We start from the raw sequence: 22614 nt of genomic DNA on the forward strand, positions 1-22614 counted from the left end.
TGTCAGGCCGTGGCCCGTGCCGTCTCCGCCCACTTCTCGAGGATGTCGCAGGCGGTGTCCACTCCCCGTTCCTTGGAGACCAGTTCGCCCAGTCGCCTGGCCCGGCCCGCCATCGCGGGATCGGTCACCGCCTGGCGGACGCTCCGCGCCAGTGCCTCTCGGCTGAAGCGGGCGAAGGGGACCGGCCGGGCGGCGACGCCTGTTCTGGACAGTCGAGCCGCCCAGAAGGGGTGATCGGCGAAGACCGGCACGATGACCTGGGGCACTCCGGCCCGGAGGACCTCGGCGGTCGTGCCGGCGCCGCCGTGGTGGATCACCGCGGCCATCCTGGGGAAGAGGGTGGCGTAGTCCACCTGGTGCAGGCGGAGCACGTCGTCGGGCAGGTCGCCGTCCGGTCCGTCGACCATGACCAGTCGGCGTCCGACGCCACGGACGGCGTCGAGGGCGGCCTGGAGGGCCTCCTCCTGCCGGTGGAGTGACCAGGTGCTGCCGAAGGTGAGCGCCACCGGGGGCTCACCGTCCTCCAGGAACGCGTCCAGCTCGGCGGGCGGCTCCCAGTGCTGGTCCCAGAACCAGTAGCCGGTGACGTGACTCTGGCGCGGCCAGTCCCGCGGCTTGGGCAGCACGCTGGGGCTGAAGGGGAACAGGTACGGGCGGTCGTGGCCCAGTCGGAGGAACGGGGACTCGTCGCCGAAGGGCCGGAGGCCGAGGCGTCGGCGGTAGCCGTCGATCTCGGGGCGTCGCCACTCCCACTCGTCGCGGGCCGCCCTGCGATGGGTGTAGCGGTTGTACAGGGACGTCAGCGGTCCGAGGTCGCGCTGCCCGGATTCGACGGCCGGGAAGGCCGAGGTCATGCTGTTGGGCCACCAGGACACCGAGGCCCACGGGGCGGGCGGGTGCCCGTACGCGGCGGCCAGGGTGAGGGGCGCGTTCACGATGAGGTCGGCGCCCTCGGCGGCGTCGTGGATCGCGTCGACGACCTGCTGCGTGTAGCTCTCGGGCGCCTCGGGCATCCCCGCGAGCATGTTCTTGAACGAGGGGCCGCGCCGCAGCGCTTCGACGACCTCGGGCATGGTGAAGAATCCGTCGGGATCCCCGGGGGCCGTCCTGTACGTCAGTCCCGCGCGCTCGACCAGTGGCCGCAGCGTGGCGGGGGCGGCCAGGGTGACGTCGTGGCCGCGGGCCTTGAGGCCGATGCCGAGGGCGACGAACGGCTGGACGTCGCCTCGGGATCCGACGCTCAGCAGGGTCACGCGCATGCGGGCCTCCTGCGGTCCGGTCGGGTGTGTTCGGATGGCTGGTGCCGACGGCTCCTCATGCGTGGCCCCCGGAGGAGACGGCGACGAGGGTCTCGAAGTCGCGGGGGATCCACGGGGGGATGCCGCCCTCGGCGTTGGTGCCCTTCTCGATGAACGCCAGGTTGTGGTAGAGGTGCATGCCGACCACGTGCTGGTCCGCGTAACTGGGGCGGTTGTCGCCGGCCTCCGGCAGTTCCTCGTGCTGGATCGAGTCGACGAGGGACTTGAGCAGACCCAGGCTCGTACCGCTGTACCGCTTCGGGTCCTCGTTGCCGCCGAAGCCGGACCAGTAGGCGGTCCACAGGTCCTCGATCACATAGAGGCCGCCGGGCCGCACATGCGGGAACAGTGCCTGGAACGAGGTCCGGATGTGGTCGTTGATGTGGCTTCCGTCGTCGATGACGATGTCGAACGGTCCGTACTTCTCGGCGATCGACCGCAGGTGGTCGGGGTCGCTCTGGTCGCCGCGCAGGGTCGTGATGCGCGGCGCGTCGAAGTGCGACTTGTCGACGATGTCCAGGCCGTAGATCTCGCCGCGGTGGAAGAAGTGCTTCCACATGCGCAGGGAGCCGCCGCCCCACTCGGGGTGCTTGTAGCCGCCGATGCCGATCTCCAGAACGCGTACGGGCTGGTCCCGGTAGCTCCTGAAGTGGCGGTCGTAGTGGGGGGTGAACCAGTGCAGCGAGCCCCACTTCGGGGTGAGGTAGCGCGAGGAGAGCTCGCTGAGGTCCGGCTTGTGGGAATGGCAGCCGGCCAGCACGGTCTGGGAGCCCTGCTGCGCGGCCAGGAAGTGCGTGCCGATGTGCTCGGCACCCGAGTCCTCGTCGCCTTCCGACGTCGTGTCCCCGACGTACGGGAAGAGAGTCGTTCCGCGGACGCCGGTGACGTTCTCCCGCACCGGTCCGAACAGCTCGCGGGCCAGTTCGCCCAGCTCGTACTCGACGCGCATGGCGACGAACGCCTCGTCCTTGGCCGCGAGGCGCACCGGGCCGCCCTTGAGGACGTACAGATAGGTGGGGTAGAGGCGGTCTCCCGCCCGGACGGCCAGCTCGACGAGGACGGGGACGTCGTTCACGGGAGCGGGGCAGCGTGAGGTGATCTCGTCCAGGAGCACGCGGACGATGTCGGCCGGATCGTGTCGGTCGGCCAGGTCCTTGAGGTCGGCGTCATGCCCGCCGGAGGCGCGGATTATGTCACTGATCAGCGAGTTCGGGGCGTGTGTGACCACGAGTTACCTTTCAGGGGGGTACGAAGGAGGTTCAGCGCGTGTGGTGGCGGAACCAGCGAGCGGTCTCTTCCAGCCCGGTCCGCAGGGGCTGGGGCTCGAAGTCGATCACTTCCGACATCCTGGTCAGATCCAGAAGTCTGCTCGGGGCGCCGACGGGGCGGCCGGGGTCGAGGCGGATGCGCTCGGGCCGTCCCAGGACGGCCATCACCATCCGGGCGAGCTCCAGGATGGAGACCTGTTCCGCGCCGGCCACGTTCATCTCGGGGTACTTGCCGGTCTCCAGCAGGCGCAGTGAGGCCCGTACCAGGTCGGTGACGTGGACGAAGGACCGGGTCTGGCTGCCGTCCCCCCAGATCTCGATCTCCTCGCCGGCGTCGGCCTTGGCCAGCATGCTGGGGATCACCCGGCCCCGGGAGGGGTCGTAGCCGTCTCCCGGCCCGTAGACGTTGCCCGGTCGCACCAGGAAGACGTTGGTGCCGAACTGCTCGCGGTGGAGCCTGGCCAGGATCTCGCCGTAGGTCTTGGACAGGACGTAGCCGTTGTCCGTGTACCGCATGGATCGGCGGAAGTCGTCGTCCTCGTGGGCCGCCGCGGTGGGCGGCGCGCAGTACAGCTCGGAGGAGCTCATGACCACGGCCTCGCCGACGCCGAAGTCCCGTACGCAGTTGAGCAGGTGGGAGATGGTCCGCTGGTTGCTGTCGAGGATCTCGGCCGAGCGCTCCAGCTTGAACTGTGCGTTGCCGTCCATGGCCGCACAGTGGACGACGGTGTCGATGGAGGGTGCCAGGTACTTGAAGGCCCCTCGCACGTCCGACTCGTCCCGCAGCTCCGTCCGGATCAGGCGTACTCGATCGAGTGCGGCCAACTCGGCGTGTAATTGGGGCCGTTCGGTGCGGTAGAGGGCGAGCACCTCGGCTCCGCGCGCTTCCAGCTGTCGGACGAAGTGGGAGCCGATGAACCCGAGTGCTCCAGTGACGAGCACCGTGCGGCCGGCCCAGCGGTCAGCGGTCACTTGATGTCCTGCGGCGCGCGACCGGGGCCCTCTTCGACGAGGACGGCCTGTACGGGGCAGAGGTCCACCGTCTGGAGCACCCGCGGCCATGACGCCGGATCGGGCTCGGCGACGAGGACCCGGCTCAGCCCTTCCTCGTCCTGGCGGAAGACCTCCGGCGCCAGCTGCTCGCACTGGCCGGCTCCCAGACACCGGCTCCGTTCGACTGTCACCCGCACGCTGTGTCCTCCTTCCGTCACCACTCGACCGGCAGCTCGTGCAGCCCGAAGATGGTCGAATCCTGTTTGACGCGGAGTGCGTCGACGTCGCCGGCCAGCCTGAGCGTGGGAATGCGCTCCACCACCGCGCCCAGGGTGACCTCCAGCTCCAGCCGGGCCAGGTTCTGGCCCAGGCACTGGTGGGGGCCGTAGCCGAAGGCGACGTGCCGGCTCGCCGGATTGTGCGGGTCGAAGCCGTCCGGAGACGCGAAGGCGCTCTCGTCGCGGTTGGCGGAGGCCAGCGAGACGATGAGGCCGTCTCCGGCGCGCAGCGTGATGCCGCCGAGTTCGATGTCGTCCGTGACGGCCCGTCGAAGGCCGTCCGCGATGGAGTGGAAGCGCAGGAGTTCGTCGACCGTCCGCGGCATCAGCGTACCGTCGCCCCGCAACTCCGCCAGGGCGCCGGGGTGCCGCAGCAGTGTCAGGATGCCCAGTGCCACCATGGCGGCACTGGTCTCGTGGCCGGCGGCGAGCAGCAGTACGGCGTTGTCCACGATCTCGGCGTGTCGCATCTCACCGGTGTGCAGTCGACTGGCGATGAGCCGGCACAGCAGGTCGTCACCCGGCGTCTCGATCTTCGCGGTGACCAACCGGTCCAGGTAGTCCCGCAGTTCCAGGAGTGCGGTCAGCGACTCCTGGCTCCCGCCCACCCGGGTGGCCTGTTCGCTGCGTTCCTGGAAGAACTCGCGGTCTTCGTAGGGCACTCCGAGGAGCTGACAGATCACCAGGGTGGACATCGGCAGCGCGAGTTCGGCCACCAGGTCCACCGGCCCCCGCTGTTCGAGGATCCCGTCCAGCAGCCCGTGCACGATGCGCTCGATGCCCGGGCGCATCTCCCGGACCCGGTGCACGCTGAACTCGGATATGAGCATGCGGCGGAGGGCGTTGTGGTCCGGGGGGTCCATGGTCAGCAGGGACCGGAAGCCGCCGCCGTCGCCGTCGGAGGGGGAGAGCCTGGGCAGCTTGGCCGGGTCGACGGTGACCCGGGGGTCGGCGAGAAGGGCTCGTGCGTGCTCGTGCTTGGTGATGAGCCAGGTTCTGGAGTCGTCCCAGACCTGAGCCCGGCATATGGGCTCGTTCTTGCGCTTCTCTGCGTACTGATCAGGGAGCGTAAAGGGGCAGGTTCGCGCAACGGGCCATGCGACGCCCGCTTCCGCAGGACGACTGTGAACGACTTTTGAAGATTTCATGGATTTCCTCACCCTGAATGCAATCGGGAGAAGGTGATCTACGTCCAACATGCAAGCACACGGTCAGCGCCGCAGCAAGGATCGGCCAGATCGGCCACAGTCGCCACTGCACCATATGCCCCTCGCTTCCGGACAGAATCGACATAAGACCTGGCTCGTTTTCGACCCTTGCCCGAATCTGATCACTGGGGTTAGATGGCTACCTCATCCACCTCATCCACCTCATCTGTGTGGACACAGGGAATTCAGCCCCGGCGGCCCCCGTCCTGAACGAGCCGCCCGCTGGGCACTGCTACCCGTAAGTGAGGAAAATGACTGTCATAGCTGCCGAAGCGGACCTGTATCTCGACCTTCTGAAGAAGGTCGTGACGAACATGATTTACGAGGACCAGACCAATGTCGCCGGCCTCATCACCAGCAGCTCGTATTCCGCGGAACTGCGCTCGGTGGGTGAGGACTTTCCTCGCGTGGCGCACTCGATGGTCGGTCTCAAGCGGCTCGACAACCTGCAGAAGTGCCTTGAGGACGTGCTGCGTGACGGCGTGCCGGGGGACTTCGCGGAGACCGGGGTCTGGCGTGGCGGGGCCTGCATCTTCGCCCGCGGCGTCTTCCGGGCGCACGGCGTGCGGGACCGGAAGGTGTGGGTCGCGGACTCCTTCCAGGGTTTCCCCAAGACCACCGAGGACGACCACCAGCTGGACGTCGACATCGACCTCGGCCAGTACAACGACGTCCTCAGCATCCCGGTCGACGTGGAGACCGTGAAGGGGAACTTCGCGCGCTACGGACTCCTGGACGACCAGGTCCGCTTCCTCCCCGGCTGGTTCAAGGACACGATGCCCACCGCGCCCATCGAGAGGCTCGCGGTGCTGAGGCTCGACGGGGACTCGTACGCAGCCACCAGGGAGGTCCTCACGAACCTCTACCACAAGGTGTCGGTCGGCGGGTACGTCATCGTCGACGACTACTGCATTCCGGCGTGCCGGCAGGCCGTCCACGAGTTCCGGGACGAGCACGGCATCACGGACGAGATCCACCAGATCGATCGCCAGGGTTCCTACTGGAGACGCTCCAGCTGACCGGCTCGGCCGTGCCCCCCGGCCCGCCCCGCACCCACCCATCGGTCCGAAGGAGAAGGCGCGATGCATCCACTCAGCATCGAGGGGGCCTGGTCGCAGGAACCCGTCATCCACTCCGACCACCGCGGAAGGTCCCACGAGTGGTTCCGGGGCGAGAGCTTCCGTCAGGCGTTCGGTCATGACTTCCCGGTGGCCCAGGTCAATGTCGCGGTGTCGCACCGCGGCGCGCTGCGCGGGATCCACTACACCGAGATCCCGCCAGGTCAGGCCAAGTACAGCGTGTGCGTGCGCGGAGCCGGCCTCGACGTCGTCGTGGACGTCCGCATCGGTTCGCCGACCTTCGGGCGCTGGGAGATCGTGCCCATGGACGCGGAACGCAACACCGCCGTCTATCTGACCGCGGGACTGGGCCGTGCCTTCCTCTCCCTCACCGACGACGCCACGCTCGTCTACCTCTGCTCCTCCGGATACGCTCCCGCACGCGAGCACTCCGTCAATCCGCTCGACCCCGACCTCGGAATCGCGTGGCCGGACGACATCGAGCCGCTGCTCTCCGACAGGGACGAGAACGCCCCGACCCTCGCGACGGCCGAACGGCTCGGACTGCTGCCGACCTATCAGGCCTGGCAGGAACAGCAGCAGGCGCAGAGATAAGTCGTCCGAAGCACAGCCCGCCGCACTGCAGAACGTTCCGGGAGAGTGGCGCGGCGCTGGTTCTCTTCCCTGCCACCGCCCTGGAATCCCCCGCGGTTCAGAAGCTCCGCGCCGCCACTCCGCGGGCCGAAAGGCACTCCTGGACGTCGGTTCTCACGACACCGCATTCCTTCTTCTCGGATGTCGGTCCCGGGGCGGGGTGAATGCATTAAGCAGCTGTGTCCGCGAGGCGACAGCCGGTCCGCCGGCCTCTCAGGACAGTGTCTTCACCCCCCCATATCGGCCATGTGACCACGGAGGACCAACCGTGTTCGAGACACCGCTGAAACGCCCCGGAGTGAGGGGGATAATCCTCGCCGGGGGAAGCGCAACTCGGCTGCAGCCACTGACCGGTGCGCTTTCCAAACAGCAGTTGCCCGTTTATGACAAACCCATGATCTATTATCCGCTGTCGGTGCTGATGCTGGCGGGAATCCAGGACATCCTCATCATCTCCTCGCACCAGCACGTGGAGACGTTCCAGGTCATGCTCGGCGACGGCTCGCGCCTCGGTATCCAGCTCGACTACGCGGTCCAGGACGAGCCGCGCGGTGTCGCCGACGCGTTCCTGGTCGGCGACAAGCACATCGGGAACGACCGGGTGGCGCTCATTCTGGGCGACAACGTCTTCCACGGCCCCGGATTCTCCACCGTGCTGAAGCACTCCCTGCAACGTCTCGACGGATGTGAACTGTTCGGCTATCCGTCCAAGTCGCCCGAGCGCTACGGCGTCGCCGAGATCGACGAGCAGGGGCACCTGTTGTCCCTGGAGGAGAAGCCGAGCCGTCCTCGCTCCAACCTCGCGGTCACCGGGCTGTACTTCTACGACAACGACGTGGTGGAGCTGGCGAAGGACCTCAAGCCCTCAGCCCGAGGCGAGTTGGAGATCACCGACATCAACCTCTCCTATCTGGAGCAGGGCCGGGCCCGGCTGACCCAGCTCGGACGTGGATTCGCCTGGCTCGACATGGGCACCCACGACTCCCTGCTCCAGGCGGGTCAGTACGTCCAGCTCCTCGAGCAGCGCCAGGGCGTACGCATCGCCTGCCTCGAGGAGATCGCGCTGCGCATGGGCTTCATCGACGCGGACACCTGTTACCGGCTGGGTGAGGAGCTGAGCGCCTCCAGCTACGGGGACTACCTCATGGAGGTCGCCTCGGGACTCGGGGCGACGCGCACCGGTTGACCACACCTCCCCCACACAGCACGGCAGAAAGGCGGATCAAGGATGCGCGTCCTGGTGACCGGGGCAGCGGGCTTCATCGGCTCGCACTTCGTCAGACAGCTCCTGTCGGGCTCCTATCCGGAGCTGGCCGGCGCCCACGTCCTCTCGCTGGACAAGCTCACGTACGCCGGGAACACCGAGAACCTCGCCGAGGTCGCCGGCCACCCCCGTCACACCTTCCTGCACGGCGACATCTGCGACCCGTCCACGGTGGCCCAGGCCCTGCGCGGCACCGACCTGGTGGTGCACTTCGCCGCCGAGTCGCACGTGGACCGCTCGATCACGGACTCCGCCGCCTTCGTCACCACCAACGTGCTGGGGACGCAGACCCTGCTGCGGTCGGCGCTCGAAGCGGGCGTGAGCCGCTTCGTCCACGTCTCCACCGACGAGGTGTACGGATCGATCCCCGAGGGCTCCTCGACCGAGAGCGATCCGCTGGACCCGAACTCCCCCTACGCGGCGTCCAAGGCCTCCTCCGACCTCCTGGCGCTCGCCTTCCACCGTACCCACGGCCTCGACGTCCGGGTGACGCGCTGCTCCAACAACTACGGCCCCCACCAGCACCCCGAGAAGGTCGTCCCGCTCTTCGTGACCCGTCTGCTGGAGGGCCTGCGCCTTCCCCTGTACGGGGACGGCCTCCACCGGCGCGACTGGCTGCACGTGGACGACCACTGCCGGGGCATCGCCATGGTCGCCGCCCGGGGGCGGGCCGGAGAGGTGTACAACATCGGCGGCGGGACGGAACTCTCCAACGTCGACCTCACCCGTCGTCTTCTCGGCGTCTTCGGTGCCGACTGGTCCGTGGTGGACAGGGTGCCGGACCGGGCCGCGCACGACCGTCGCTACTGCGTGGACACCCGGAAGATCACCGAGGAGCTGGGATGGGCTCCCCGCGTCGCCTTCGATCGCGGGCTCGCGGAGACCGTCGACTGGTACCGGGACAACGGCACGTGGTGGAAGGCGCTGACACCGTGACGTCCGGAAGCGGATCACGCATGAGCGGGGGGTCCGCCGCGACGGCGCCCGGCTCCACCGACGCCGGCGACCTCTGGCTGCGCCGCTACCGGCCCGTCGCCGACCCCGCGCTTCGGCTCGTGTGCCTTCCGCACGCCGGCGGCAGCGCCAGCGCCTTCCTCCCCTTCACCCGTCTGCTGCCGGACCGGGTCGAGGTGCTCGCCGTCCAGTACCCCGGGCGGCAGGACCGGCGGCTGGAGCCGTTCGTGGACTCCGTCGACGCTCTGGTGACGCACGTCGCCGGAGCGCTCGGCCCCTGGCTGGACCGGCCGGTGGCGCTCTTCGGTCACAGCCTGGGCTCGCTGGTGGCCTTCGAGACCGCCCGCCGGCTCGCGGAACAGGCGCCGGAGAGCAGGCTGGCGCACCTGTTCGTCTCCGGCCGCGTCGCCCCGACCGTCGCCCACCGGACCACCGCGCACCTGCTGAGCGACGACCGGCTGGTCGCCAAGCTGGCCGAACTGCAAGGCACCGACCCCCGGGTGCTGGCCGACGAGGAGGTCCTGCGGATGGCCCTGCCGGCGATCCGCAACGACTACCGGGCCGCCGCCACCTACACGTGGCGTCCGGGGGCTCCGCTCGCCTGCCCGATCACCGTGCTGACGGGAAGCGCGGATCCGCACGTCCCCACCGACGGAGCCCTGGCCTGGCACGGGCTGACCACCGGGGAGACGGCGTTCCGTTCCTTCCCCGGAGGCCACTTCTACCTCACCGAGCAGGCGGAAGCGGTGTGCCGGACGATCCGGACGGCGACCGGGATCGCCGTCGGCCGCCCGCACCCTTCGAGCCCTGCCGCCGCCCCGTACGACCGAGAGAGTGTCCATGACGTCTAGCTGTCCGGTCCACCGGGCTCGCCCGTACCCCTTCTCCCCGCCCGAGGGCATCGCGCCGGATCCGCTCTACAGCCGTCTGCGGGAGCACGAGCCCGTGTCCCGGATCCGCATGCCGTACGGCGGTGAGGCCTGGTTGCTGACCCGACACGCCGACGTGAGGGCGGTCCTGGGCGACCCGCGGTTCAGCATGGAGGCCGGGGCCGGACGTGACGTGCCCCGGCCCACCGAGTACCCGCTGCCCGCCGGCGGTCTCATCTCCATGGACCCGCCCGGACACACCAGGCTCCGGCGGCTTGCCGGGAAGGCGTTCACCGCCCGCCGGGTGGAGGAACTGCGCCCGCGGGTCTCACGGTTCACCCATGAACTGCTCGACGGCATGGTCGCGCGCGACGAGCCGTCCGGCGAGGTCATGGAAGACCTGGCGCTGCCCGTGTCGATCTCCGTGATCTGCGGACTGCTGGGCGTCTCCTACGACGACCGCCACCTCTTCCGGGACTTCTCCGAGGCGCTGGTGTCCTCCTCCCTGGGGCCCGCCGAAGTGCAGCGGGCGACGGAGGACTTCTCCGCCTACATGGCCGACCTCGTGGCCGATCGCCGTGCCCGGCCCACCGACGACTTCCTCAGCACCATGGTCCAGGCCCGTGACGAAGGCGACCGGCTCTCCGAGGCCGAGCTCCTCATGATGGGTTCCGGCCTGCTGATCAGCGGATACGAGACCACCGCCACGCAGATCGGCAATTTCGTCCTCCTCCTGCTCGACGACCGCCGGCTCTACGAGCGCCTGGTGACCGAACCCGACCTGGTTCCCTCCGCCGTCGAGGAGCTGCTGCGCTTCACCCCGCTGAGCACCCTGGACGGGTTCGCCCGCATCGCCTTGGAGGACGTCGAGATCGGCGGCACGCTCATCCGCGCGGGCGAGGCGGTCATCACCTCGATCGCGTCCGCGAACCTCGACGACACGGCGTTTCCCGGTGCCGCCTCCCTCGACCTGGCCCGTGCCCAGAACCCGCACCTCGGCTTCGGTCACGGCGCCCACTACTGCATGGGCGCCCCCCTGGCCCGGCTCGAACTGCAGGTCGTGCTGAGCACCCTGGTCGAGCGCCTGCCGGAGCTCCGGCTGTCCGTCCCCGCGAGTGAGCTTCGCTGGCGGGCCGGCTCCCTCCTGCGCACCCCCGAGGCGGTCCCCGTCACCTGGGACGGCTCGGCCGAGTGATCCGGCCCAGGACGAGAAAGCACCCGAACGACGCGATATGGGGCTCCAATTGACCAGCACGAAGACCGCGCCCGTCTCCTATCCCTTCGGCCGCCCGGAGGGACTGGACCTGGACGAGGCGTACGAGCAGGCGCGGAAGAGCGAAGGACTCCTCTGGGTCCACATGCCGTACGGGGAGCCGGGCTGGCTCGTCTCCCGTTACGACGACGCGCGTTTCGTCCTCGGCGACCGGCGGTTCAGCCACGCCGCGGAGGCGGAGAACGACGCGCCGCGCATGAGGGAGCTGCGGACGCCCAACGGCATCATCGGCATGGACGCGCCGGACCACACCAGGCTGCGCGGGCTGGTCACCAAGGCGTTCACTCCGCGCCGCGTGGAGGCCATGCGGCCGCACGTCCGAAGGATGACGGCGTCGCTGCTCCGGGACATGACGGCGCTCGGCTCGCCCGTCGACCTCGTGGACCACTACGCCGTCCCCATTCCCGTGGCGGTCATCTGCGGCCTGCTGGGCGTGCCCGAGGAGGACCGTGACCTGTTCCGCGGCTGGTGCGAGATAGCGATGTCCACCAGCTCGCTCACCGCCGAGGACCATGTGCGGCTGGCCGGCGAGCTGACCGGCTATCTGGCGGACCTGATCACGGCCCGCCGTGCCGCGCCGCGAGACGATCTCGTCTCGGCGCTCGTCGAGGCCCGTGACGCCCAGGGCCGGCTGTCGCAGGAGGAGTTGGTCGACCTGATCGTCTTCCTCCTGTTCGCCGGGCACGAGACCACGGCCAGCCAGATCAGCAACTTCGTCCTGGTCCTGCTCGAACAGCCGGACCAGCTGGCCCTCCTCCGGGACCGTCCTGACCTGCTGGACAACGCGGTGGAAGAGCTGACGCGGTTCGTTCCGCTCGGCAGCCAGGCGGGATTCCCGCGCTACGCCACCGAGGACGTCGAGGTGGGCGGGACGCTGGTGCGGGCGGGGGATCCGGTGCTGGTCCAGATGAACGCCGCCAACCGGGACGCCCTGCGCTTCCGCTCGCCCGGCGTGCTCGACATCACCCGCGACGACGCCGGCCGGCACCTGGGGTACGGACACGGTCCGCATCACTGCCTCGGCGCGTCCCTCGCGCGGCTGGAGCTTCAGGAGGCGCTGCGGACCCTGCTCGACGGACTCCCCGGGCTGCACCTCGCCCAGCCCGTCGAGTGGAAGACGGAGATGGTGGTGCGGGGACCGCGCACGATGCTCGTGGGCTGGTGATCGTGGCGGCACGGACAGAAACGTTCACGCCCCGATGAGGACGGCAACCTCAGCAGAAAGGACGTCCGTCAGCATGCTGTTCGGCACGACGAGGACGGGCCGCCGCATCCGGCGCACCGTCGGATCCGCGCTCGCGGCCCTGTGCGTCGGCGGTCTGCTCACCGCCCCCTCCGCCGCCGGTGCTCCGGCCGCCGAGCCCGGGACGGCGCGGGTGCGCGGGCTGGTGGCGAAGATGACCCTCGACGAGAAGATCTCGTTCGTCCACTGGACCACCGGGCCCGTGGGCGGGCCGACCATGACCGGCATCGGCTATCTGCCGGGCGTGCCCCGGCTCGGCATCCCCGAGCTGCGCACCGCCGACGGCCCGGTCGGCATCCGTCTGCTCGGCGGCACCGCCACCGCCATGCCCACGCCCGTGGCGCTCGCCGCCACCTTCGACGAACGCCTCGCCGAGGAGTACGGCACCGTCCTGGGCCGGGAGGGACGGGCCCTCGGACAGGACATCGTCCTCGGTCCCATGACCAACGTCATCCGGGTGCCGCACGCGGGGCGGAACTTCGAGACCTACAGCGAGGATCCTCTGCTGTCGTCCCGGATGGCCGCCCACGAGGTCCGCGGCATCCAGGACCAGGGCCTGATGGCCACGGTCAAGCACTTCGCCGCGAACAACCAGGAGTACCAGCGGGAGACCATCGACGCCGTGGTCGACGAGCAGACGCTCCAGGAGGTGGAGCTGCCGGCCTTCCGCAGCGCCGTGCGGGCGGGCGCCGCCTCGGTGATGTGCTCGTACAACAAGGTCAACGGTGCGCACGCATGCGGGAACGAGCACCTGTTGCAGGAGGTGCTGCGCGAACAGTGGGACTTCCGCGGCTGGGTGGTGTCCGACTGGCTGGCGACCCACGCCACCGGCGACATCACCAAGGGCCTCGACCAGGAACTGGGCGTCGAGCTGACCTTGGGACAGCCGGTGCCGGAATCGAAGTACTTCTCCTCCGCGCTCCGGACCGCCGTACGGGACGGCAGCGTCCCCGAGGCGACGCTCGATCGGTCCGTCGTCCGCATCCTCGGCCAGATGGAGCGCTTCGGCCTGCTCGACGGCAAGGCGACCGAGCGCCCGCAGCGTGATCCCGAGGCCGGCCGCGCAGCGGCCCGCACCATCGCCGAGAACGGCGGTGTGCTGCTGCGCAACGAGCGCCGGACGCTGCCCCTGACCGGGAAGGACGCCACGGACATCGCCGTCATCGGCAACAGCGCCAAGCACCCCAAGGTCACCGGCAACGGCAGCGCGCACGTCATACCCGACCGGGCGACCGCACCCGTCGACGCCCTCGCACGGCGCGCCGGCGAGAAGGCCCGGGTCGTCCACGAGCCCGGTGAGGACCTGGTCGGCGTGCCCGTGCCCGAAAGCTCGCTCACCCCCGCCTTCACGAGCGGGAAGCAGCTGGATCCCAGCGGCCAGGGCGTCTTCTACGAGGGTCGGCTCACCGTCCCCGCCGACGGCGACTACAAGATCGCCTTCACCGCCGTCGGCGGGGTCGCCAACCTGCAGATCGCGGGGCAGTCCGCTGTCCTCGGCACCGAGGCGTTCGGCACCGTCACCACCACGATGCGGCTGACCCGCGGCACCCACGCGGTGACCATGAACGGCTGGGCCTTCGAACAGACCCCGCTGTCGGCGGAGCTGAGCTGGGTCACTCCCGAGGCGGCCCGGGACGACTTCGACCGCGCCGTCGCGGCGGCGGCCGAGGCCCGCACCGCCGTCGTCTTCGCCCACGACGACAGTGCCGAGGGCGTGGACCGGTCCTCGCTGTCCCTGCCCGGCCGGCAGGACGAGCTGATCGCGGCGATCACCAAGGTCAACCCCCGCACGATCGTCGTCCTCAACACCGGTTCCTCGGTGCTCATGCCCTGGCTGCGTGAGACGGCCGCCGTACTGGAGATGTGGTACCCGGGACAGGAGGGCGCGGAGGCCACCGCTGCCCTGCTGTTCGGCGACGCGAATCCCAGCGGCCGGCTGACCCAGACCTTCCCGGCCACCGAGACCGGCCATCCCATGGCCGGTGACCCGCACCGCTACCCGGGTGTCGACGGCAAGGAGGTCTATTCCGAGGGACTGGATGTCGGCTACCGGTGGTACGACCGGACCGGCGTGGCACCGCTCTTCCCGTTCGGGTACGGCCTGTCGTACACCACCTTCGCCTACAGCGACCTGTCCGTGGCGCGCACCGCCCGGGGGCTGGAGGCCACGGTCACCGTCCGCAACACCGGTGACCGGGCGGGCAGGGAGACCGTCCAGGTCTACCTCGGGGCGAGTCCGGACACCCAGGCCCCCCAGGCGCTGCGCAAACTCGCCGGATTCACCAAGGTCACCCTCCGGCCGGGAGAACAGCGGCGGGTCACCGTCCCCGTCGACGAGCAGCAACTGCGCTACTGGGACACCGCCGCCGGCACGTGGAAGCCGGGTACCGGCAGGAGGGCCATACACGTGGGCCCGTCCGCGGCCGAGACGTCCCTGACCACATCCGTCACGGTGCCGTCCCGGTGACCGCCCCGCCGCGTTTCCCGGGGAACGGACCGGCCCTCCGGACGCAGACGATTGGACACGAAGGATGACCTCGCAAGCCTCCACCGCGGCCGATCCGGTCGCCCTGTGCGCCCGCCCCGGCGCCGACCTGCCGGCAGCGGTCCACACGGTGCACCGCGCCCTGGTCTCCGACGGCCGCGTCGGTGTCGACGAGGGCCCGACGGTCGCGCGCCGGCTCGTGCGGCTGGCCGAGCGCTACGGGAACCACCCCTTCACGCCCCTGGAGGAGGCACGCCGGATGCTGGGCGTGGACCGGGCCTCCTTCGGCCGGCTCCTCGGTCTCTTCGGCCGTGTCCCGGAGCTGCGCCACGCCGTGGAGAACGGGCCGGCGGGCAAGTACTGGCAGAACACCCTGCTGCCGCTGGAGCGACGGGGGGTCTTCGACTCGGCGCTCGCGCACAAGCCGGCCTTCCCCTATGTCGTGGGCCTGTACCCGGGGCCGAGCTGCATGTTCCGCTGCCACTTCTGCGTCCGGGTGACCGGTGCGCGGTACGACCCGTCGGCGCTGGAGTCCGGCAACGCGATGTTCGCGTCCGTCATCGACGAGATCCCGGCCGGCAACCCGTACGCCATGTACTTCTCGGGCGGTCTGGAGCCCCTCACCAACCCGGGCCTGGGCGTGCTCAGCAGCCGTGCGGCGGCTCGCGGGCTGCGGCCGACCGTGTACACGAACTCGTTCGCGCTCACCGAGCGGACCCTGGACAGGCAGCCCGGGGTGTGGGATCTGCACGCGGTGCGCACCTCGCTGTACGGCTTGAACGACGAGGAGTACGAGGAGACCACGGGCAAGCGCGCCGCCTTCGGAAGGGTCCGCGCCAACCTGCGGCGCTTCCAGCAGCTGCGGTCCGAGCGGGAGAGCCCGATCCGGCTGGGGCTCAGCTACATCGTGCTGCCCGGGCGCGTCCACCGGCTGCTCGACCTCGTCGACTTCATCGCCGACCTGAACGAGGCCGCGCCGGACCGGCCGGTGGACTTCCTGAACGTGCGCGAGGACTACAGCGGCCGGGAGGACGGCAGGCTGTTCGAGGCCGAACGCGCCGAACTCCAGGAGGGGCTGCTCGCGTTCGAGGAGCTGGTGAGCCGGCGGACCCCCACGTTGAACATCGACTACGGCTACGCGTTGCACAGCCTGAAGACCGGCGCGGACGCCGAGCTGCTCAGGATCAGGCCCGGAACCATGCGCCGGTCCGCGCATCCCCAGGTGTCCGTACAGGTGGACCTGCTGGGTGACGTGTACCTGTACCGGGAGGCGGGGTTCCCGGATCTCACCGGAGCGGACCGGTACATCGCGGGCCGGGTGGGGCCGGGCACCTCCCTGACGGAGGTCGTCGAGCGGTTCGTGGACGACGGCCGTCTGATAGCGCCGCACGCCGGTGACGAGTACTTCATGGACGGGTTCGACCAGGTGGTGGCGGCGCGGCTCAACCAGCTGGAGGCCGATGTCGTGGCCGGCTGGGAGGACGCGCGCGGCTTCCTGAGGTGACCCGACCACGACGGCTCCCTCCGCGTCCGCGGAAGCGTCGCCCCGCACATTCTCTCTCTGTTCGATATCTAGCCGGAGGTAAGTCGACCGTGCAGACCCGCGAGCTCTACGTGGACCTCATGAAGAACGTCGTGTCGAACACCATCTACGGGGATCACCCGACCTTCCCGGTCGGGATGAACGTCCTGGACAAGGAGCTGGCGGACCGCATGCGTCCGGGGGCGGAGGGCCCGGACGTCGAGCGCGGGACCTTCGACGCCGACCACCGGGCCGAAGGCCTGGACGTGCCGACGGTCGCGCACACCATGATCGGCCTGCAACGCCTGGACAACATCCAGAGGTGCGTGGAGAGGGTCCTCCAGGACGATGTTCCCGGTGATCTCATCGAGACCGGCGTGTGGCGCGGCGGCGCCTGCATCCTGATGCGCGCCCTCCTCAAGGCGCACGGTGTGGAAGACCGCACCGTGTGGCTCGCCGACTCGTTCGCCGGTGTCCCGGTGACGTCCGAGGACAGCCACCCGCTCGACCGGGCGATGGAGTTCCACAACCTCAACTGGGTACTGAGCTGTTCCGAGGAGCAGGTGAGGGAGAACTTCGCCCGCTACGGCCTGCTGGACGAGCAGGTCAGGTTCCTGCCCGGCATGTTCGCCGACACGCTGCCGACCGCGCCGATCGACCGGCTCTCGGTGCTGCGGGTGGACGGCGACCTGTACGAGTCGACGAGGGACGCGCTGGTCAACCTCTACCCCAAGCTGTCCGTGGGCGGGTTCGTGATCGTGGACGACTACCTGATCCCGGCGTGCAAGCAGGCCGTCCACGACTATCGGAGCGAACACGGCATCGACGAGCCGATCGAGACGGTGGACGTGACGGGCGTCTACTGGCGCCGCGAGCACTGATCCGTTCCGTGCGCCCCTTTCGCGTCCGCACGACGGAGACGCCGTCGTGCGCTGCGACCCCTGTCCCTTCGGTACGTCCACGTCCTGTGCCGGCTGCTGCCGGGTGCACCGTCCCGTGCACCGGGGAGGTATGACCATGAAACGCAATCTCGGTGATCTCGCCGTGTTCGGCGGCCCGTCGGCGTTCCTGCAACCGCTTCACGTGGGGCGGCCCAACGTGGGCGACCGAGCGCGGTTCCTCGACCGTGTGAACTGGGCGCTGGACCACCAGTGGCTGACCAACGGCGGGCCGCTGGCCCGGGAGTTCGAGCAGCGCGTGGCGGAGCTCGCCGGCGTGCGCTACTGCGTGTCGACCTGCAACGCGACCGTCGCCCTCCAGCTGCTGGCCCGCGCCGCCGATCTGTCGGGCGAGGTCATCATGCCGTCGCTGACCTTCCCGGCGACCGCCCAGGCGTTCCGGTGGCTGGGTCTGACCCCGGTCTTCGTCGACATCGACCCGGCCACCAACTGCCTGGACCCGGATCTGATCGAGGCGGCGATCACCCCTCGTACGAGTGCGGTCGTGCCGGTCCATCTGTGGGGTCGGCCCTGCGCGGTCGACCGGCTGGCGAAGGTCTCGGCCGATCACGGTCTCAAGCTCTTCTACGATGCCGCGCACGGGCTCGGCTGCACGTCGGAAGGGCAGCCGATCGGCGGCTTCGGACAAGCCGAGGTGTTCAGCTTCCACGCCACCAAGGTGGTCAACGCCTTCGAGGGCGGCGCGGTGGTGACCGATGACGAGAGGCTGGCCCAGCGGGTCCGCGCGATGCACAACTTCGGATTCACCCAGGGGCGGGTGTCCACGGAGACCGGCACCAACGGGAAGATGACCGAAGCCGCCGCCGCGATGGGGCTCACCTCACTCGACGCCTTCGAGGAGACGGTTCGCCGGAACGAGGCCAACCACGACGACTACCGGTCGGAACTCGCGGGGCTCGCCGGGCTGAAGGTCATGGAGTTCGACCGTGCCGAGCGCAACAACTACCACTATCTGGTCGTGGAGGTCGACGCCGCGGTGACCGGTGTCCACCGGGACCTGCTGGACGAGGTGCTGAGGGCGGAGAACATCATGTGCCAGCGGTACTTCTCCCCCGGATGCCACGAGATGGAGCCCTACCGCTCGGAGCGGCCGGTCTCCCTGCCCCACACCGAACGGCTCGCGCGGAAGGTCCTCGCCCTGCCCACCGGCCCCACCGTCTCTCGCGAGGACATCCGTCGGGTCTGCGACATCGTGCGGCTCACTCTGGAGCGGGGACACGAGGTGACCCGGCGGGCCGACGAGCGGGTGCCCTCCACGATGGCTCCCTGAACCGGGGGATCCACCGTGTTCGGACAGTCGGCATCGGCCCGCCCCCCACCGAGGTCACCACGCGCCCCACCCGAGTGCACGGACGTCGTCCAGGAGGAACGAATGGCACAGCCCGGCAGGACCACCTTCCCTCTGGGAGGCGACCTCTCGGTACACCGGTTGGGTTTCGGGGCCCTCCGGCTGACCGGTCCGGGGTACTGGGGCCCGCCGGAGGACCGGGAGGCGGCGATCAGCACGGCCCGGCTGGCCGTGGACCTCGGTGTGTCCTTCATCGACACAGCCGATTCCTACGGGCTGGGAAGCAACGAGGAGCTGCTGGCCGAAGCACTGCGCCCGTACCCCGACGGCCTCGTGATCGCGACGAAGGCCGGACAGTGCCGGCCCCGTCCGGACCAGTGGGTACCGTGCGGCCGACCGGAGTACCTCCGCCAGCAGGCCGAGCTGAGCCTGCGCCGGCTGCGACTCGACCGCATCGACCTCTTCCAGCTGCACCGGATCGATCCGCAGGTTCCGGCGGCCGAGCAGTTCGGTGCGCTCGGGGAACTGCAGGACGAAGGGAAGATCCGGCACATCGGGCTGTCCAAGGTCACCGTCCGGGAAGTGGAGGCCGCCCGTGAGCACATCACCGTGGCCAGCGTCCAGAACGTGTACAACCTGACCGACCGGCGCAACGACGAGGTGGTCGAGTACTGCGAGAAGCACGGGATCGCGTTCATCGCCTGGCTGCCGATCGCCCGCGGTGCGCTCGCCGCCGAGGGGAGCCCGGTGGCCGACATCGCCACCGAGCTGGAGGTGTCGGCCGGTCAGGTGGCGCTTGCGTGGCTGCTGCACCGCTCGCCGGCGGTCATTCCCATCCCCGGCACCAGCTCGCCCGCGCATCTGAGGGAGAACGTCGCGGCGTCGGTCATCGCTCTCTCCGATGGCCAGCTGGCCCGGCTGAACGCGCTCGGACGCACGCACGACGACGCCACGGTGCCCGTGTGAGGGACGGCTTCCCGCCGGCGGCGTTCTCAGCGCGGCGGTCCGGGGACGGCGGCCACACGGGCCCCCTCGCCGACGCCGCGGCGTCGGCGTGCGTGCACGACCGTGCCGAGGCCGACGCGGCCGTGTCGGTGCCGCGGTGGGCCGGGCTGATCGGCGTACTGCTGCCGCCCGCCGCGATGTCGGTGGACGTCTTCGGCGACGTCCTGGATGCCGACCGGTATCCCGAGGCACGGCTGTTCGCCGACGAGGAGAAGGCGATCGCGCACGCGGTCGACAAGCGACGCCGGGAGTTCACCTCCGTGCGCTTCTGCGCGCGACGCGCGCTGGCCGGTCTGGGGTGGGGGCCGGTGGCCCTCGTGCCCGGTGAGCGGGGTGCGCCGGGATGGCCGCGCGGTGTCGTCGGCAGCATGACCCACTGCGCCGGCTACCGCGCGGCGACGGTGGCGTCTGAGGCGGACGTGGCGTCGCTGGGCATCGACGCCGAGCCCGCCCTTCCGCTGCCGCCCGGCGTCTTCGAGGCGGTGACGACCGCGGATGAGCGCGGACCGCTGGCCGCCCTGGCACTGGCCCGGCCCGGCATCCCGTGGGACCGGCTGCTGTTCTGCGCCAAGGAGGCCGTCTACAAGGCGTGGTTCCCGCTCACCCGGAGCCGGCTCGACTTCGGGGAGGCGGCCGTCGACTTCCAGCAGGACGGCCGTTTCAGGGCGCGGCTGCTCGTGCCCGGGCCGACGGTCGACGGACGGCAGCTGGGCGGGTTCACCGGCCGGTGGCTGGTGCGCGGCGGCATCGCGGCCACCGCAGTGACCGTCGAACGCTGAACGGCCGCACAGACCAGAGCGACACTCGCATCGAACGCTTGTTCGTTCTCGGGTGGCGTGAGCGGGCCCCCCTGGGATCCACCGCGCTCTCCCGCCGATGAGATGCGGACCCCGGCCCCTCCGGGCACAGTGGGAAGGACCTGTTCGTACCGGGGTGGTCCCCTGTGGTCCCGCGTGCTGGAGACGGGACGGAGTGATGCGAGGATTGTCGTGACGTCGGAGTGATCGATGTTCCGCAGACGCCCGGCCGACAGCAGCGAGGACCTTCTGGTCCGGCTCGGGTCGCTGACCGCCAGGGCGCGGGAGCTGGCCGAGACGCAGCGGTCCCGTGTCGAGCTCGCCGTGGCCCTGCAGCGCGGCATGCTGCCCTCGGACCTGCCCAGTCTTCCGGGTGCCCGGCTGGCCGTGCGGTACGAGCCCGCCAACCACGGGCTCAACGTCGGCGGCGACTGGTACGACGCCTTCCCCCTGCCCGGCGGGCGGATCGGCATGTCCATCGGCGACGTACAGGGACACAACATCGAGGCCGCCGCCTTCATGGGACAGGTCCGCGTGGCACTGCGCGCCCTGGCCTCCGTCACCGCGGACCCGGGAGAGCTGCTCGGCCGCACCAACGACCTGCTCGTCTCCCTCGGCGCCGACCTCTTCGCCACCTGCACCTTCCTCCGGCTCGACCCCGCCGCCGGAACCCTGGAATGCGCCCGGGCCGGCCACATCCCCCACATCTGGGCCACCGCCGACGGCCGCTCCGGCATCGACGACAGCGAGGGCGGGCCTCCTCTCGGCGTGCTGCGCGGCGCCGACTACCCGGCCACGCGCCACCGGCTCACCGCCGACGGCGTCTTCGTCCTGCTGACCGACGGGGTCGTGGAGGGGCCCTCGCTCCACATCGACGAGGGTCTCGACCGGGTGACGAGACTCGCCGGGATCACGGCCGTCGCCGGGCTGGACGTCGACGCGCTCGCCACCGCCGTCATGAGACTGGCGGCCACGGTGGGGCACGAGGACGACGCGGCCGTCCTCGTCGTCGGCCACGACGGCGGTCCGCCCCGGCCGGCGACCGGGGAGTGAGCGAGGGGACCCGCCTCGGGCCGGGCCTCCCCGCCGCCCGGCCCGGGCCGGGCGGCGGGTCCCCGACACGCAGGCGGCCATGCCGGGTCGTGGCAACCCGGCCGGTGTCTGATGGCAGACGTGTTGGATATTCGGCAGTACCGGTCCCCCGCGGCGACGGCGCTGATGTCGCTGGCCGTGGCGGTGCTCTACTACGCGGCCGGACGACTCGGCCTGATGGGCCGCCTCGTCGTCGAAGGCGTGGTGGTCACCCCCATCTGGCCTCCCACCGGCGTCGCCGTCGCCGCCCTGCTGCTGCTGGGCGCGCGCGTCTGGCCCGGGATCGCCCTCGGCTCCTTCCTCGTCATCGCCTCCCTCACCACGCCGGGGCCCACCACCGTGGTCACGGTGGTCAGCAACACCGTCGCGCCGCTCTGCGCCTTCCTGCTGCTGAGACGGGCCGGCTTCCGGCTCGACATGGCGCGGCTGCGGGACGGACTCTCCCTGGTCTTCCTCGGCGGGTTCGGCGCCATGCTGATCAGCGCGACCGCCGGGGTCGGACTGCAGGTGGCGAAGAGCTCCCTGGACACGACCGAGTTCTGGCCCGTCTGGCTGGCCTGGTGGGTGGGCGACACGATGGGGGTGCTGCTCGTCGCCCCGCTCCTCCTCGTCCTCGCGGGGCCGGCCGGACGGTTCCGCGTACGGCGCTGGAAGGAGGCGGCCCTGCTGGGTCTCGCGACCCTGATCCTCATGCCCATGGCCGTGCTCAGCCCGGTGGGCATGCTCTTCCTCGTCTTCCCCCTGCTGATCTGGGCGGCGCTCCGCTTCCAGCTCACCGGAAGCATGCTCTGCGCGCTCTTCGCCTCCGTGCTCGCCACCTTCGAGGCGAACGCCGGACGGGGAGGGTTCCTCCACCTCTCGGACGTCGAGATCATGGCCAAGCTCCAGGCGTTCAACGGTTCCGCCGCACTGACCGCCCTGCTTCTCGCCTCCGTCATCACGGAGCAGCGTGCGACCCGCCGCTCGGTGCGCCGCGCCTGCCGGGAACTGGCGGAGGTCCTGGAGCATCTCGCCGCGGGCGAGCCCGCACCCGGCCCACCCGGCACCGCCGAGAGCCGGGCGGCCCCGTCCGGCGGGCACCGGGATCCGTGATCCCCCGCGCGGCT

20 protein-coding genes are annotated in these 22614 nt (G+C 70.3%); 15 read left to right on the forward strand and 5 right to left on the reverse strand.

Annotated features, from left to right (window positions below; genetic code table 11):
• Positions 1-2: 2 nt before the first annotated feature.
• Genes ACY0MR_RS03035 through ACY0MR_RS03055 form a run of 5 tightly spaced genes read right to left on the reverse strand, consistent with a single transcriptional unit; the run spans position 3 to position 4700 of the window.
• Entirely contained in the window at positions 3-1259 is a 1257-nt protein-coding gene (locus tag ACY0MR_RS03035) for a glycosyltransferase (RefSeq protein WP_473558929.1), read from the reverse strand.
• 55 nt (positions 1260-1314) lie between these two features.
• Positions 1315-2526 carry a hypothetical protein gene (locus ACY0MR_RS03040; RefSeq protein WP_404079026.1) on the reverse strand — a complete coding sequence of 404 codons (1212 nt, stop codon included), beginning with the start codon at positions 2524-2526 and terminating at the stop codon, positions 1315-1317.
• Between the two features lie 31 nt (positions 2527-2557).
• Positions 2558-3538: an NAD-dependent epimerase/dehydratase family protein gene (locus tag ACY0MR_RS03045; RefSeq protein ID WP_388794164.1), complete on the reverse strand. Its 981-nt coding sequence runs from the start codon at positions 3536-3538 to the stop codon at positions 2558-2560.
• On the reverse strand, positions 3535-3756 hold the full coding sequence (locus tag ACY0MR_RS03050) for a ferredoxin (RefSeq protein WP_404079024.1): 222 nt from the start codon (positions 3754-3756) through the stop codon (positions 3535-3537). Before ACY0MR_RS03050 ends, ACY0MR_RS03045 begins: the two co-directional genes overlap by 4 nt.
• Before the next feature lie 17 nt (positions 3757-3773).
• A complete protein-coding gene (locus tag ACY0MR_RS03055; protein ID WP_473558932.1) occupies positions 3774-4700 on the reverse strand; it encodes a cytochrome P450 in 927 nt (308 codons plus the stop codon).
• Positions 4701-5296: 596 nt separating this feature from the next.
• On the opposite strand from ACY0MR_RS03055, the gene ACY0MR_RS03060 reads away from it, so the two are divergent.
• From ACY0MR_RS03060 to ACY0MR_RS03130, 15 genes are all read left to right on the forward strand, one after another.
• On the forward strand, positions 5297-6064 hold the full coding sequence (locus tag ACY0MR_RS03060; protein WP_388794173.1) for a TylF/MycF/NovP-related O-methyltransferase: 768 nt from the start codon (positions 5297-5299) through the stop codon (positions 6062-6064).
• A gap of 63 nt (positions 6065-6127) precedes the next feature.
• Positions 6128-6718, forward strand: a complete 591-nt coding sequence (gerF, locus tag ACY0MR_RS03065) for a dTDP-4-dehydro-6-deoxyglucose 3-epimerase GerF (protein ID WP_361853004.1) — start codon at positions 6128-6130, stop codon at positions 6716-6718.
• Positions 6719-7055: 337 nt separating this feature from the next.
• On the forward strand, positions 7056-7943 hold the full coding sequence (gene rfbA / locus ACY0MR_RS03070; protein WP_392864143.1) for a glucose-1-phosphate thymidylyltransferase RfbA: 888 nt from the start codon (positions 7056-7058) through the stop codon (positions 7941-7943).
• A gap of 42 nt (positions 7944-7985) precedes the next feature.
• Entirely contained in the window at positions 7986-8957 is a 972-nt protein-coding gene (gene rfbB / locus ACY0MR_RS03075) for a dTDP-glucose 4,6-dehydratase (protein ID WP_404079018.1), read from the forward strand.
• 20 nt (positions 8958-8977) lie between these two features.
• Complete coding sequence (locus ACY0MR_RS03080) at positions 8978-9826, forward strand: thioesterase II family protein (RefSeq protein ID WP_404079016.1); 849 nt, start codon at positions 8978-8980, stop codon at positions 9824-9826.
• The gene (locus ACY0MR_RS03085) at positions 9816-11039 is read left to right on the forward strand and encodes a cytochrome P450 (protein WP_473558936.1); all 1224 of its coding nucleotides are present in this window, start codon (positions 9816-9818) and stop codon (positions 11037-11039) included. The genes ACY0MR_RS03080 and ACY0MR_RS03085 overlap by 11 nt, the downstream gene beginning before the upstream one ends.
• 37 nt (positions 11040-11076) lie before the next feature.
• Positions 11077-12282 (forward strand): cytochrome P450, encoded by a 1206-nt coding sequence (locus tag ACY0MR_RS03090; protein WP_388794188.1) that lies wholly within the window; start codon positions 11077-11079, stop codon positions 12280-12282.
• Between the two features lie 73 nt (positions 12283-12355).
• The gene (locus ACY0MR_RS03095) at positions 12356-14827 is read left to right on the forward strand and encodes a beta-glucosidase (RefSeq protein ID WP_473558938.1); all 2472 of its coding nucleotides are present in this window, start codon (positions 12356-12358) and stop codon (positions 14825-14827) included.
• Positions 14828-14891: 64 nt separating this feature from the next.
• Positions 14892-16349 carry a dTDP-4-amino-4,6-dideoxy-D-glucose ammonia-lyase gene (desII, locus tag ACY0MR_RS03100; RefSeq protein ID WP_404079008.1) on the forward strand — a complete coding sequence of 486 codons (1458 nt, stop codon included), beginning with the start codon at positions 14892-14894 and terminating at the stop codon, positions 16347-16349.
• Between the two features lie 89 nt (positions 16350-16438).
• Complete coding sequence (locus ACY0MR_RS03105) at positions 16439-17248, forward strand: TylF/MycF family methyltransferase (RefSeq protein WP_388794197.1); 810 nt, start codon at positions 16439-16441, stop codon at positions 17246-17248.
• 136 nt (positions 17249-17384) lie between these two features.
• Entirely contained in the window at positions 17385-18596 is a 1212-nt protein-coding gene (locus tag ACY0MR_RS03110) for a dTDP-4-dehydro-6-deoxyglucose aminotransferase (RefSeq protein WP_473558941.1), read from the forward strand.
• Between the two features lie 102 nt (positions 18597-18698).
• Positions 18699-19580: an aldo/keto reductase gene (locus tag ACY0MR_RS03115; protein ID WP_473558943.1), complete on the forward strand. Its 882-nt coding sequence runs from the start codon at positions 18699-18701 to the stop codon at positions 19578-19580.
• Positions 19577-20398 (forward strand): 4'-phosphopantetheinyl transferase family protein, encoded by an 822-nt coding sequence (locus ACY0MR_RS03120; RefSeq protein ID WP_404079002.1) that lies wholly within the window; start codon positions 19577-19579, stop codon positions 20396-20398. The genes ACY0MR_RS03115 and ACY0MR_RS03120 overlap by 4 nt, the downstream gene beginning before the upstream one ends.
• A 228-nt stretch (positions 20399-20626) precedes the next feature.
• Entirely contained in the window at positions 20627-21469 is an 843-nt protein-coding gene (locus ACY0MR_RS03125) for a PP2C family protein-serine/threonine phosphatase (RefSeq protein WP_361860157.1), read from the forward strand.
• Between the two features lie 111 nt (positions 21470-21580).
• A complete protein-coding gene (locus tag ACY0MR_RS03130; protein WP_473558945.1) occupies positions 21581-22600 on the forward strand; it encodes an MASE1 domain-containing protein in 1020 nt (339 codons plus the stop codon).
• Positions 22601-22614: the final 14 nt, after the last annotated feature.

The sequence above is a fragment of the Streptomyces sp. JN8 genome (assembly GCF_055808075.1).